This window comes from Serratia sp. NGAS9 (assembly GCF_009905295.1).
GTDB lineage: Bacteria > Pseudomonadota > Gammaproteobacteria > Enterobacterales > Enterobacteriaceae > Serratia > Serratia bockelmannii.
Genome location: NZ_CP047605.1, coordinates 5,064,729 through 5,078,060, shown reverse-complemented (window position 1 = coordinate 5,078,060; position 13,332 = coordinate 5,064,729). Strand labels below are relative to the sequence as shown.

Annotated in this window: 12 protein-coding genes; 3 read left to right on the top strand and 9 right to left on the bottom strand. The window is 60.2% G+C overall.

Going from position 1 to position 13,332, the window contains the following annotated elements:
• Positions 1–95: 95 nt before the first annotated feature.
• The gene (locus GUC32_RS24065; protein ID WP_025304709.1) at positions 96–1,496 is read right to left on the bottom strand and encodes an NCS2 family protein; all 1,401 of its coding nucleotides are present in this window, start codon (positions 1,494–1,496) and stop codon (positions 96–98) included.
• Positions 1,497–1,736: 240 nt separating this feature from the next.
• Here GUC32_RS24065 and gltS point away from each other — a divergent pair, with 240 nt between their 5' ends.
• Positions 1,737–2,948 carry a sodium/glutamate symporter gene (gene gltS / locus GUC32_RS24060; protein ID WP_025304708.1) on the top strand — a complete coding sequence of 404 codons (1,212 nt, stop codon included), beginning with the start codon at positions 1,737–1,739 and terminating at the stop codon, positions 2,946–2,948.
• Between the two features lie 42 nt (positions 2,949–2,990).
• Here the strand turns inward: gltS and recG are convergent, their stop codons facing one another.
• The 6 genes from recG to GUC32_RS24030 form a co-directional block, all read right to left on the bottom strand.
• Positions 2,991–5,072, bottom strand: coding sequence for an ATP-dependent DNA helicase RecG (gene recG / locus GUC32_RS24055; protein ID WP_089196366.1), 2,082 nt, complete (start codon positions 5,070–5,072; stop codon positions 2,991–2,993).
• Positions 5,069–5,764 (bottom strand): tRNA (guanosine(18)-2'-O)-methyltransferase TrmH, encoded by a 696-nt coding sequence (gene trmH, locus GUC32_RS24050; RefSeq protein ID WP_033639122.1) that lies wholly within the window; start codon positions 5,762–5,764, stop codon positions 5,069–5,071. Before trmH ends, recG begins: the two co-directional genes overlap by 4 nt.
• A 5-nt stretch (positions 5,765–5,769) precedes the next feature.
• Positions 5,770–7,881, bottom strand: coding sequence for a bifunctional GTP diphosphokinase/guanosine-3',5'-bis pyrophosphate 3'-pyrophosphohydrolase (spoT, locus tag GUC32_RS24045; protein ID WP_015379445.1), 2,112 nt, complete (start codon positions 7,879–7,881; stop codon positions 5,770–5,772).
• Between the two features lie 18 nt (positions 7,882–7,899).
• On the bottom strand, positions 7,900–8,175 hold the full coding sequence (rpoZ, locus tag GUC32_RS24040) for a DNA-directed RNA polymerase subunit omega (RefSeq protein WP_004931221.1): 276 nt from the start codon (positions 8,173–8,175) through the stop codon (positions 7,900–7,902).
• 54 nt (positions 8,176–8,229) lie between these two features.
• On the bottom strand, positions 8,230–8,853 hold the full coding sequence (gmk, locus tag GUC32_RS24035; protein WP_033636481.1) for a guanylate kinase: 624 nt from the start codon (positions 8,851–8,853) through the stop codon (positions 8,230–8,232).
• Positions 8,854–9,064: 211 nt separating this feature from the next.
• Positions 9,065–9,682, bottom strand: a complete 618-nt coding sequence (locus GUC32_RS24030) for a trimeric intracellular cation channel family protein (RefSeq protein ID WP_025304704.1) — start codon at positions 9,680–9,682, stop codon at positions 9,065–9,067.
• Positions 9,683–9,935: 253 nt separating this feature from the next.
• Between GUC32_RS24030 and GUC32_RS24025 the strand changes: the two genes are divergently transcribed.
• The gene (locus tag GUC32_RS24025) at positions 9,936–10,370 is read left to right on the top strand and encodes a DUF3574 domain-containing protein (RefSeq protein ID WP_197832635.1); all 435 of its coding nucleotides are present in this window, start codon (positions 9,936–9,938) and stop codon (positions 10,368–10,370) included.
• Positions 10,371–10,404: 34 nt separating this feature from the next.
• On the opposite strand, the gene GUC32_RS24020 is transcribed toward GUC32_RS24025, so the two are convergent.
• Positions 10,405–11,589, bottom strand: a complete 1,185-nt coding sequence (locus tag GUC32_RS24020) for a NupC/NupG family nucleoside CNT transporter (protein ID WP_004931212.1) — start codon at positions 11,587–11,589, stop codon at positions 10,405–10,407.
• A gap of 361 nt (positions 11,590–11,950) precedes the next feature.
• Between GUC32_RS24020 and GUC32_RS24015 the strand changes: the two genes are divergently transcribed.
• Positions 11,951–12,340 carry a hypothetical protein gene (locus GUC32_RS24015; protein WP_197832636.1) on the top strand — a complete coding sequence of 130 codons (390 nt, stop codon included), beginning with the start codon at positions 11,951–11,953 and terminating at the stop codon, positions 12,338–12,340.
• Between the two features lie 55 nt (positions 12,341–12,395).
• Here GUC32_RS24015 and GUC32_RS24010 read toward each other — a convergent pair whose 3' ends face one another.
• Entirely contained in the window at positions 12,396–13,259 is an 864-nt protein-coding gene (locus GUC32_RS24010) for a YicC/YloC family endoribonuclease (RefSeq protein WP_060435257.1), read from the bottom strand.
• Between the last annotated feature and the right edge of the window lie 73 nt (positions 13,260–13,332).

The following is a 13,332-nucleotide window of genomic DNA, read 5'->3' as shown; positions in this document are numbered from 1 at the left end:
TGTTTATGCCGCAATTGGCCGGGCATCTCAAGGGCAATGGTCTGATAGACAATAAAAAACGGCCGCAAGCGGCCGTTTGAACGCCAATGGGCGGGTTACTTTTTCTCGTGTTCCTGCGGGAACACCAGGTTCAGCACGATGGCGGTAATGCCGCCGGCGGCGATGCCGGAAGAGAGTAGGGTTTTCAGCCAGTCCGGCGCGAACTGCAGGATCAGCGGCTGCTGGGAGACGCCCATGCCGACGGCCAGCGACAGCGCCATGATCATGATGGCGCGGCGGTTCAGGCGCTCGCGTGACACGATGCGCACGCCGGAGGCGGCGATGGTGCCGAACATCACGATGGTCGCACCGCCCAGTACCGGCTCGGGGATGTGCTGCACGAAGCCGGCTACCGCCGGGAACAGCCCCAGCGCGATCAGCATCAGCGCCACCACAAAGCCGACATAGCGGCTGGCGACGCCGGTCAGCTGGATCACGCCGTTGTTCTGGCCGAAGCAGGAGTTGGGGAAGGTATTGAACACCGCCGACAGCATCGAGTTCAGGCCGTTGGCCAGTACGCCCCCTTTTAGACGCTTCATGTACAGCGGCCCGCTGACCGGCTGTTCGGAGACATCAGAGGTGGCGGTGATGTCGCCGATGGTTTCCAGCGAGGTGACCATAAAGATCAGCATCAGCGGCAGCAGCAAGTTCCAGTCGAAGCCCAGGCCGTAATAGAGCGGCGTGGGAATAGTGATCGCCGCCGTGGGTGCCGCCGGAGCGTCGGCGGGCAGCATGTCCATCGCCCAGGCCAACAGATAGCCGACCGCCATGGCGATCACCAATGAAGCGACGCGCAGGTAAGGGTTGCGCTGGCGGTTCAGCAGGATGATGACCGCCAGCACCGCGCCGGCCAGCAGCAGGTTTTTCGGTGAGCCGAAGCTGTGATCGTTCATCGCGGCATAACCGCCGCCGATCGAGGTCAAACCGACCTGAATCAGCGACAGGCCAATGATCATCACCACGATGCCGGAAACCAGCGGGGTGATGATGCGGCGCGCCAGATGCAGCACGCGCGACAGCAAAATTTCGGTGCAAGAAGCGACCATCAGGGTGCCGAACAGCGCGGCCATCATGGTCGGCACGTCGGCGCCGCCGTTTTTCAGCGCCAGACCGCCCATGATCAGCGGCGAAACGAAGTTGAAGCTGGTGCCCTGAATCGACAGTAGCCCGGAACCCACCGGCCCCCAGGTTTTGATTTGCAGAATGGAAGCCAGGCCGGAGGCGAACAGCGACATGCTGATGATGTGCTGGGTATCCTGCGCCGGCAGGCCCAGCGCCTGGCAGATCAGCAGCGCCGGAGTGATCACCGCAACGAACATCGCCAACAGATGCTGGCCGGCGGCAAACAGCGTTTGCGGCAGCGGCGGGCGGTCTTCGAGGCGATAAATCAGTTCGCTGGCGCGGGATTCTGAGGCGGCTTGGCGTGTGGCATCAAGCTCGGAGGATGACATGCTCATGGTGTGGCGTTTCCAGATACGGCAAAGCAGGCATTTTAATGCGCCGCCCCGCAAAAGCAAACGGTTGCGCCTAAATATTATATTGTCAACTTTCCTGTTTATGTCGCATTTTCATTCATTTTTTCTTGTCATCTTAGCGTTTTTTACTTCTAATCCTGGACTCATCAAGTTTAAAAACTCAGTGGTTTTCTATAACTTATTATTTTTATTTGGATCTTTTCCCTTACATGGAGTACCTGGATGTTTCATCTTGATACTTATGGCACGTTAGTCGCCGCGACGCTGGTTTTGCTCCTCGGGGGCAAGTGCGTCAGAAGCATTCCTCTGCTGCGAAAATATACCATTCCTGCCCCCGTCGCCGGCGGTTTGCTGGTGGCCCTTCTGTTGTTAGCCCTGAAAAAGTTCGCCAACTGGGAAATCAGCTTTGACATGTCGCTGAAGGATCCGCTGATGCTGGCCTTTTTCGCCACTATCGGGCTGAATGCCAACCTGGCGCGGTTGCGCGCCGGCGGCAAGGCGCTGATGGTATTCCTGTTCGTGGTGCTGGGGCTGCTGTTGGTGCAGAACGCCATCGGCATCGGCATGGCGAAAATGCTGGGGTTGGATCCGTTGATGGGCCTGATCGCCGGGTCGATCACCCTGTCGGGCGGCCACGGCACCGGGGCGGCCTGGAGCAAGCTGTTCATCGAGCGCTACGGCTTTGAAAACGCGACGGAAGTCGCCATGGCCTGTGCCACCTTCGGCCTGGTGCTGGGCGGCCTGATCGGCGGCCCGGTGGCGCGCTATCTGGTCAAACACTCCTCTACGCCGGAAGGCACGCCGGAAGACAGCGTGCAGCCGAGCGGTTTCGAGAAGCCGGAAAGCGGCCGCCTGATCACCTCGCTGGTGATGATCGAAACCATCGCCATGATCGCCATCTGTCTGAGCCTGGGGCAGCTGATTGCCGGCTTGCTGAACGGTACGGTGTTTGAGCTGCCTAACTTCGTTTGCGTGCTGTTCGTCGGGGTGATCCTCAGCAACACGCTGGCCTTCACCGGTTTCTATACCGTGTTCGAACGGGCGGTATCGGTGCTGGGTAATGTCAGCCTGTCGCTGTTCCTGGCGATGGCGTTGATGAGCCTGCGCCTGTGGGAGCTGGCTTCGCTGGCGTTACCGATGCTGGCGATCCTGGCGGTGCAGACGCTGGTGATGGCGCTGTACGCGATCTTTGTTACCTACCGGGTGATGGGCAAGAACTACGACGCGGCGGTGCTGGCCGCCGGCCACTGTGGTTTCGGCATGGGCGCCACGCCGACGGCGATCGCCAACATGCAGGCGATCACCGATCGCTTCGGCCCGTCGCATCTGGCGTTTCTGGTGGTGCCGATGGTGGGAGCGTTCTTTATCGATATCGCCAACGCCATCGTTATCAAGCTGTATCTGCTGCTGCCGGTGTTCCCGGCGGTGGGGTAATATCGCGAGTCATCATGAGAAGGGCGCCTGCGGCGCCCTTTTTTATGCGTTGGAGTAGCGCGCCTTCTCCGGCAGCCAGCGTTCGATCAGCGCCTGGGCGTGTTCCGGGTAGTGCTGATGGAGATGGCGGGCGACGCGTTGCACTTCGGGGATCATCGCCTGGTCGCGCAACAGGTCCGCCACCTTGAATTCGGCGCTGCCGGTCTGGCGGGTGCCCAGCAGCTCGCCCGGGCCGCGGATCTCCAGATCGCGCTGGGCGATGACAAAGCCGTCGTTGCTGTCGCGCAGCACTTGCAGGCGCGTTTGCGCGGTTTTGCTCAGCGGCGTTTTGTACAGCAGCACGCAGTGTGAAGCCACCGCGCCGCGCCCTACGCGGCCGCGCAGCTGGTGCAGCTGCGCCAGGCCCAGCCGTTCCGGGTTTTCGATGATCATCAGGCTGGCGTTGGGCACGTCGACGCCGACCTCGATCACCGTGGTGGCGACCAACAGCTGCAGCTTGCCCTGTTTAAACGCCTGCATCACCGCCTGCTTTTCCTGCGCTTTCATGCGGCCGTGCACCAGCGCCACCTTCAGCTCCGGCAGCGCGGCTTTCAATTCTTCCCAGGTGGCTTCCGCCGCCTGCGCTTCCAGCAGCTCGGACTCTTCGATCAGCGTACATACCCAGTAAGCCTGCCGTCCTTCTTCCAGACAGGCGCTTTTCACCCGTTGAATGATGTCGGCGCGGCGGGTATCGGGAATGGCGACGGTGGTCACCGGCGTGCGGCCCGGCGGCAGCTCGTCGATGACCGAGGTATCGAGATCGGCATAGGCGGTCATCGCCAGCGTGCGCGGGATCGGCGTGGCGGTCATGATCAGCTGATGGGCGTGGAAGCCTTGCTCTTCGCCTTTCTCCCACAGCGCCAGCCGCTGATGCACCCCGAAGCGGTGCTGCTCATCAATGATCACCAGCGCCAGGCCGTTGAACTGCACCTGCTCCTGGAAGATGGCATGGGTACCGACCACCATCGATACCTGGCCGCTGGCGATGGCTTCCTGCTGCGCGATGCGCGCCTTGCCTTTCTGTTTGCCCGCCAGCCAGCCGACCTGCAGCCCCAGCGGTTCGAACCACTGGCGGAAGTTGTTGGCATGCTGTTCGGCCAGCAGCTCGGTCGGCGCCATCAGCGCCACCTGCTTGCCGTGCGCGATGGCGCGCAGCGCCGCCAGCGCCGCCACCAGCGTTTTGCCGGAACCGACGTCGCCCTGTACCAGCCGCATCATCGGGAAGTCTTTTTGCATGTCGGCTTCGATGTCGGCCACCACGCGCGTTTGCGCGCCGGTCGGCGAGAACGGCAACTGTGCGAGAAAACGGTTTTTCAGCCGATCGTCCGGCAGCAGCGGTTGCGCCTGATAACTCTGCGCGCCGGCGCGCACCGCCAGCATGCTGAGGTTATGCGCCAGCAGCTCTTCGAGGATCAGGCGTTTTTGCGCCGGGTGTTTGCCCAGTTCCAGATCCGCCAGCTGAATGTCCGGCGGCGGGCGATGCAGGGTGTGCAGCGCCTGCGGCAGGCTCATCAGGCCGCCGCTCAGCTCCGGCGGCAGCAGTTCGGCGATGGCGCAGGTATCCAGCAGCGCCAGCGCCTGGTCGGTCAGCTTGCGCAGCGTGGCCTGCCGCACCCCCTCGGTGGTGGGGTAGACCGGCGTCAGCGACTCCTGCAGCTCGACCTCGCTGGCTTCGCCCTGAATACGGTATTCCGGATGAATGATCTCCGCGCCGTGGTTGCCGCGTTTGATCTCGCCGTAGGCGGTCACGCGGCGGCCGGTGGCCAGGCTGTTCTTCATTGCGGCGTTGAAATTGAAGAACCGCATGGTGAGGATGCCGGTACCGTCGCTGATCTGGCAGGTCAGCATGCGACGGCGGCCGAAGCTGATGTCGCTGCGCAGCACTTCCCCTTCTACCGTGGCGTAGATGCCCGGCAGCAGATCGTTGATCGGGTAGAGGCGGGTACGGTCTTCGTAGCGCAGCGGCAGGTGCAGCAGCAGATCCTGAATGGTCTCGAGGCCAAGCTTGGCCAGTTTGCCCGCCTGGCTGGCGCCAACCCCGGAAAGCGTGGTGAGTGGGACAGCATCCAGCAGGCGGCCTTTCATTTGCGCACCGTCGCCTGCATGGCCGCCCACCATTCGGCGCTGGCGACCACCTGGCCCTGCTCGTCAATCTGCGGGCGTGGCAGCCCTTTGCGCTTGGCCACGTTGGCCAGCACCGGGTAGCCGCCTTCGAACAGCAGACGCTGCTGCTCTTCTTCATCCAACATGCTGTTGTCGCGGCGATACAGGCCGGCATTCTGCCGCTGGCGCTGCGCTTCATACAGGATCAGCGCCGAAGCCACGGAGACGTTGAGCGATTGCACCATGCCGATCATCGGAATGACGATGTCCTGGTCGGCGAGCGCCAGCGCTTCTTCGGTGATGCCGGTTTTTTCCTGGCCGAGCAGCACGCAGGTTGGCCGAGTGTAGTCCACTTCGCGGAAATCGACCGCGCGCGCAGACAGGTTGGTGGCCAGAATTTGCATGCCCTGCGCTTTCAGGTGACCGACCGCGTCGCCGATGGTGGGATGGGTTTTAACGCTGACCCAGCTGTTGCTGCCGGCGGCGGAGGAAACCAGGGTGCGCATGCGGGTGGTGGGCCACACGGCGTGGACCTGATGCACGCCGACGGCGTCGGCGGTGCGGATAATGGCGGAGACGTTATGCGGCTTGTGCACTTGCTCCAGGCAGACCGTCAAATCCGGCTGCCGGGTCGCGAGCATTTCACAAATCCGCGCATAGCGTTCAGGACTCATAAGCGCTAGTTTCGGTTGCGGTTAACTTTGATCACATCCGGCATGATACGGATTTTACGCATAATGTTTGCCAAATGGATGCGATCGCGGGTGGTCAAGCGGATAAAGGCGCTATAAACCCGACCGTCTTTCTCTTCGGTGTTCAGGCTCTGAATATTGGACTCGGCCGCGTTGATCGCTGCCGTCAGGTTGGCCAGCGCGCCCTGGTGGTTAAACATATCCACCTTGATCTCGGCGATGAACTCCTGCTCGGTCTCTTTATCCCACTCGACCGCCATGAACTTCTCAGGCTCTTTCTGATAGCCGCGAATATTGCGGCAAGATTCATGGTGGATCACCAGCCCTTTGCCCGGGCTGACGTGAGCGATAATCGGGTCGCCCGGAATCGGACGGCAGCACTTGGCGAAGGTGATCAACACGCCGTCGGCGCCCTTGATGGCCAGGTTACGCACGCCGGAGGTGGTGCCCAGGCTGGACTGATCGCCCTGCAGATTCTTCGCCACCACCACGCTCATGGCGTTGCCGAGGCCGATTTCCGCCAGCAGATCGTCCAGCGTCGCCAGCTTCATGCGGTCCAGCTCGTGCTGAATGTTTTCCTGCGGGATTTCGGCCAGCTTGCGGCTGCCGCCCAACGCATGGTTGAGCAGACGGCGGCCGAGGCCAACGGAGTCATCGCGCTTGAGATTCTTCAACATCTGGCGAATTTTGGCGCGTGCTTTCGAGCTGACCACGAAGTTCAGCCAGGCGGCGTTGGGCCGCGCGCCCGGTGCGGTGATGATCTCGACGGTCTGGCCGCTGGTCAGCGACTGTGACAGCGGGTATGGCTGACGATCGACGCGCGCGCCGACGCAGGCATGGCCGATATCGGTATGCACCGCATAGGCGAAGTCGACCGGCGTGGCGCCGGCGGGCAGCTCGACGATGCGACCTTCCGGGGTGAAAACGTAAATCTCATCCGGGAACAGATCGGATTTGACGCTCTCGATAAATTCAAACGAACTGCCAGCGCTTTGCTGCAGCTCCAGCAGGCTTTGCATCCAGCGTTGGGCGCGGATCTGCGCCGTGGTGCCGGTTTCGCCCTGTTCTCTTTCCTTGTAAGCCCAGTGCGCGGCCACCCCCATCTCAGCCATCTGGTCCATGTCTTCGGTGCGGATCTGCACTTCGACCGGTACGCCGTGCGGGCCGATCAGCGAGGTATGGAGCGATTGATAGCCGTTGGCCTTGGGAATGGCGATGTAATCTTTCACCCGCCCCGGGCGCGGTTTATACAGGCTGTGCACTTGGCCGAGTACGCGGTAGCAGGTATCGACCTCTTTCACGATCACCCGGAACGCGTAGATATCCATGATGGAATGGAAACGCTGTTCTTTCAGGTGCATCTTGAGGTAGATGGAGTAGAGGTGTTTTTCCCTTCCGCTGACGCGGCAGGCGATGCCGGCCTCGGTCAGCCGCCCTTCGATCTCGGAGAGGATTTTTTGAATCATCTCTTTGCGGTTGCCGCGCGCGGCTTTCACCACTTCCTTGATCACGCGATAACGGTTTGGGTACAGCGCCTCGAAGCCCAGCTCTTCCAGCTCGGTTTTCAGGTGATGAATACCCAGACGGTGGGCGAGGGGGCTGTAGATTTCCAGGGTTTCACGCGCGATGCGCCGGCGTTTGTCGGGGCGCAGCGAACCGAGGGTGCGCATGTTGTGCGTACGGTCGGCCAGCTTGATCAGCACGACGCGGATATCCTGCACCATCGCCATGATCATCTTGCGGAAGTTTTCCGCCTGCGCTTCTTTCTTGTCCTGGAACTTCAGCTTGTCGAGCTTGGAGACGCCCTCAACCAGTTCGGCGACGCTCTTGCCGAACAGCTGTTCCATATCTTGATAGGTGGCTGGGGTGTCTTCGATGACGTCGTGCAGCAACGCCGCCATCAGCGTCTCGTGATCGAGACGCATTTCCGCCAGGATGCAGGCCACGGCGACCGGGTGAGTAATGTAGGGCTCACCGCTGGAGCGTGTCTGGCCCTCGTGCGCGTCGCGCGCGACGAGGTATGCCTGTTTGAGGCGCTTAATCTGCTCCTCGGGCAGGTAACGTTGAATCAGCAGATTCAGGCTTTCAAACAGGTACAAGGCGGACTCGCAGTCTAATTAACGACGACCTTCAGCAATCGCGGTAACCGCTTGAATCTCTGCGGCTTCCTGCTCTTGCTGTTCCTGGCGCTCACGCACGTCGAGGATCTGGCTGGTGATCAGGCCTTCTTCGATTTCGCGCAGGGCGATAACGGTGTACTTGTCGTTCTCTTCCGGAACCAGTGCATCTTTGCCGCCGGTCTGGATCTGACGCGCCCGACGAGCAGCGACCAACACCAGGTCAAAACGGTTACCAATTTTCTCTACAGCGTCTTGAACAGTTACGCGTGCCATATTTGTGCTACTCCACAGGTGACGAAAAGACTGGGCATGATACTGAAACTGCCTTCAGTCTGCCAATAGTTTGCTGATTAAAGCGTCATGCCGCAGCAACTGGCGGCCCAAACGCAGGCGTTCGGCGCGAATGATGGTCTTCAGATCGGACAGCGCCAGATCGAAATCATCGTTCACGATCAGGTAATCGTACTCCGCGTAATGCGTCATTTCCGCCACGGCCTGAGCCATGCGTTTGGCGATCACCTCTTCGGAATCCTGCCCGCGCCCGCGCAGGCGGCGGCCCAGTTCTTCCTTCGACGGCGGCAGAATGAAGATGCTGCGCGCCTGCGGCATTTTGGCGCGGATTTGCTGCGCGCCCTGCCAGTCGATATCCAGAAACACATCCACGCCGGTCGACAAGACTTGTTCGATGGCGGCGCGCGAAGTGCCGTAATAGTTGCCGAACACTTCGGCGTGCTCAAGAAACGCGTCCTGCTCGATCATCCGGCGGAATTCGTCTTTCGAGACGAAGAAATAATGCTCGCCGTGATTTTCACCCGGGCGACTGTCGCGCGTGGTGTGCGAAACCGAAACCTGCGTGTCGTACAGCGGTTGCGTCTTTAACAAAGCCTGAATCAGACTTGATTTACCTGCGCCACTGGGAGCAGAGACAATATAAAGCGTGCCTTGAGCCATGATGATGTTCGTTGATAACGGTTGATATGCCAAAAACAGCGGATGTGTATTTTCTCCGCACAGTATACACGGCTAACGCGCCGGGTGCAGCGTTAGCTCGCATTTTGCCCGCGGCTTTGCGTGGAAAAAGCGTCGAAAGGGCGAATTTGCGCGCCGAAGGGCGACATTTTTGCAGTTTTGGCCTCGGCGGCGGCGCGTTGCCGCCCCGAGATCAGTGATCCGGATGCTGGTAGTTGAACACCGGCAGGCCGAGGCGGAAGCGCAGGGCGATAAGACGCGCGCTCAGGCCGGCGACCAAGGTGAGGATCACCACCAGATTGTGCGGCAGGCTGAGGTGCTGCAGGCCGATATACAGCCAGGCGGCGCTGAAGGAGATGCCGGCGTAGATCTCTTTCTGGAAAACCAGCGGGATGCGGTTGCAGAACATATCGCGCAGCACCCCGCCGAAGACGCCGGTGATCACCGCGGCGATGGCGGCGATAATGGCGCTGTGCCCCATATCCAGGGCCACCTGCGCGCCGATGATGGAGAAGACGATCAGGCCGACGGCGTCGAGCACCAGGAACAGGCGGCGCAGATGGCGCATCAGAGGAGCCACCCAGGTGGTGACGATCGCCGCTATCGCGACGATGACGATGTATTCCGGGTGTTTGACCCAGCCCAACGGAAAATGCCCGAGCAACATATCGCGCACCGACCCGCCGCCGATTGCGGTGACAGAGGCGATGATGATCACGCCGAACATGTCCATTTGACGGCGGCCGGCGGCCAGCGCGCCGGTCATGGCTTCGGCGGTGATGCCGATGATATAAAGGATGCTCAGTAACATAAGGGGTTCACAGCGTACTTGCCTCAGAATGATGGCCGGCAGGGTAATCGCCGCCGAGGACGCGCGCCACTGAGTTTTTTTCACCGATGGTGTTTCGGATTAATATAGCTAATCCAAAATCCGTTTTTATTGCCGATAAACAGCTTTTATTAACATCTTGATGTTAATAAAAGCATTAGAAATTTAGCGCTGATTTCCATTGCTGACTATGCTTTTTGCAGCGAATTCTTCAACCGAGAAACCGAGACTGCTGATGAAAAACTCCTCGAAACTGGCCGCCGGCGCCGTGATGGCCGCCCTGCTGCTGAGCGGCTGCGTGGCGCCAGGCCACCAGGCAACGTCACCCGCCCCGGCTTGTCGCACCGGTGATCCGCTGGTGCAGACAACGCTCTACTTCGGCCTGAACCGCCCTGCGGGGCCGGCGATCACCGCCGCCGAGTGGCAAACCTTCGTCGATAGCCAGGTAACGCCGCGCTTTAAAGACGGGCTGACGGTCTTTGATGCCAAAGGCCAGTGGCTGGGCCACGACGGCAAACTGGCGCGCGAGAACAGCAAGGCGCTGCTGCTGATCCATGCGCCGGACAAAGAGAGCGAGGCGAATATCGAGGCGCTGCGCAGCGGCTATAAGCAGCAGTTTGCGCAGGATTCGGTGATGCGGGTGGATGCGCCGGTGTGCGTGGCGTTTTAAAGCGAACTCCCGGCCCTGCGGCCGGGAGTGGGGATTACAGCACCAGGCCCGCGATGGCCGCCGACAACAGGCTCACCAGCGTCGAGCCGTAAACCAGCTTCAGGCCAAAACGGGAAACCACGTTGCCTTGCTGCTCGTTCAGCCCTTTGATGGCGCCGGCGACGATGCCGATGGAGGCGAAGTTGGCGAACGACACCAGGAACACCGACAGAATGCCCAGCCCGCGCGGCGACAGCTCCGCCGCGATCTTCTTCAGTTCAATCATCGCCACGAATTCGTTGGCTACCAGTTTGGTCGCCATGATGCTGCCCGCCTTCAGGGCCTCTTCCGCCGGGATGCCGATCAGCCAGGCCAGCGGATAGAACACGTAGCCGAGGATCTGCTGGAAGCTGATGCCGAGCACCGCAGAGAACAGCGCATTGACGGCGGAGATCAGCGCGATAAAGCCGATCAGCATCGCCGCGATGATCATCGCAATCTTGAAGCCGGCCAGAATGTACTCGCCCAACATTTCGAAGAAGCTCTGATCTTCATGCAGTTTGTTCAGCTTCAGCTCCGGCTCGTCTTCAACCTGATACGGGTTGATGATCGACAGGATGATGAAGGTGCTGAACATATTAAGGATCAACGCCGCCACCACGTATTGCGCGTCGATCATCGACATGTAGGCGCCGACGATGGAGAGCGAAACCGTCGACATGGCGGTCGCGGCCATGGTGTACATGCGGCGCGGCGAGATATCGCCGATGATGCCTTTATAGGCGATAAAGTTCTCCGACTGCCCCAGCACCAGCGTGCTGACGGCGTTGAACGATTCCAGCTTGCCCATGCCGTTGACCTTGGACAGCAGGGTGCCGACCAGGCGGATGATCAGCGGCAGGATGCGGAAATGCTGCAAAATGCCGATCAGGGCGGAAATAAAGATGATAGGGCACAAAACGCCGAGGAAGATGAACGCCAGACCATCCTTGCTCATGCCGCCGAACACGAACTCCGATCCTTGGGCAGCGTAGGCGAGCAGAGTGTCGAAGAAGCCGGCGACGTGTTTGATCACGCTGAGCCCGCTGGCGGAGTGCAGGAAGAAATAGGCCAGCGCGCCTTCGATCACCAACAACTGGATGATATAGCGCAGGCGGATTTTCTTGCGATTATTGCTGACCAGCAGCGCCAGGGCGATGATCACCACCAGGGCCATAATAAATTGCAGAATTTGTGGCATAAACGGTCCGTACGGTTCACGGGCAGGAAAAAAACACATTTAGCCACAGCATCGCCATCCTTTCATTACCTTGCGTGATAATTAGAACAAAATACTTATGGCATGCGGGATATCTTGCCGATTGTCATCCGCACGCGCTGCTCGGCAGTTTTTCATAAGCCCCCGGTGAGCCGTCTCCCCAGAGGCCTGCCGGCTCGCAACTTGATGTAATCCCCGTTACTTATGTGCAAACGCCTGGAATCTGGTTCGCAATCGGCGATTTTTCCCGACGTAAAGCGTGGTTTTCTTGGCTGAGGAAGAGAAACATGTTTGGAACAGGCGCCGTGACCGGCGCGCATTTTCTCGGACAAGGAGGCGAACGATGAATATTGGCACTTTGCTCAGGGCGCTGGCCAACGGCGTTAATCCCGACACCGGCGAGCTGTTGAAACCGGCTTCAGCGGCCTGCGCACCGGAGGCTATCCGGCTGCTGTTCGCGTTAGCCAACGAGTTTGGAGGTGAGGCCGAACTGCAGAAAAAAGCCCGGTTGACGCCGGAGGAGAAACGGCAGAAGAATCTGGTCGAGGGCCGACCTGCCAATGCCTACTTCCCCTGGCCGGAAGAGGAAAAACTGCGGCTGCGCGAGAGCCATGCGGCCGGGGCGACGCTGGAAGCGCTGAGCGATGAGTTCGAGCGCTCAACCTGGAGCATTGCGGTGCAGCTGCAGAAAATGGGGTTGATCGGTGAGGAGCAGGTGGCCGCCTATCGCTGATTTGCAGCCATAAAAAAGCCCGCGTGGCGCGGGCTTGATGACATTAGGGGCAGGATCACTCGATATTCTGGATCTGCTCGCGCATTTGCTCGATCAGCACTTTCAGCTCGATGGCGGAAGCAGTGACGTCGGCATTGATCGACTTGGAGGCCAGGGTGTTCGATTCGCGGTTGAACTCCTGCATCATAAAGTCGAGGCGGCGGCCGACGGCTTCTTTCTTTTTCAGGATGTTGTGCGTCTCTTTCACGTGCGCTTCCAGACGGTCCAGCTCTTCGGCGACGTCGATACGCTGCGCCATCAGCACCAGCTCTTGCTCCAGGCGGGTGTTTTCCAGCTGTACCTGCGCCTCTTCCAGCTTGCTGACCAGGCGCTCGCGCTGCCATTGCAGGATGTTCGGCATCTGGGCGCGCACTTTGACCACTTCGGCGCTGACGCCGTCGAGGCGTTGTTCGATCAGCGTCTTCAGCGCGGCGCCTTCGCTCTCGCGTGCGACGATAAAGTCATCCAGCGCGCCGTCCAGCGCCTGCATCAGCTCGACGCTGATGGCGTCCAGATCCTGCTCCTCCGCGGACATCACGCCCGGCCAGCGCAGCACGTCGATCGGGTTGATTTCCCCTTCGTCGCTCTGCATTTTCACCCAGTTGGCGGCTTCGACCAGCTGTTTGGCCAGTTTTTCGTTCAGGATCAGCGAGCTTTGCGCGCTTGGATCCAGTTCGAAACGCAGGTTGCATTCGACTTTGCCGCGGGTCAGGCGGCCACGGATACGTTCACGGATCACCGGCTCCAGGCTGCGGAATTGCTCCGGCAGACGGATGTAGGTTTCTAAGTAGCGCTGGTTAACGGAACGCAGCTCCCAGGCTGCGCTGCCCCATTCACCCTTGATTTCACGCCGGGCGTAGGCGGTCATGCTGCGGATCATTGATGCGTACCCGTAATAGGAAAAGATGGGGCGATTATAGCGTCGCGACTGCGGGCAGGATAGGCATTACGTC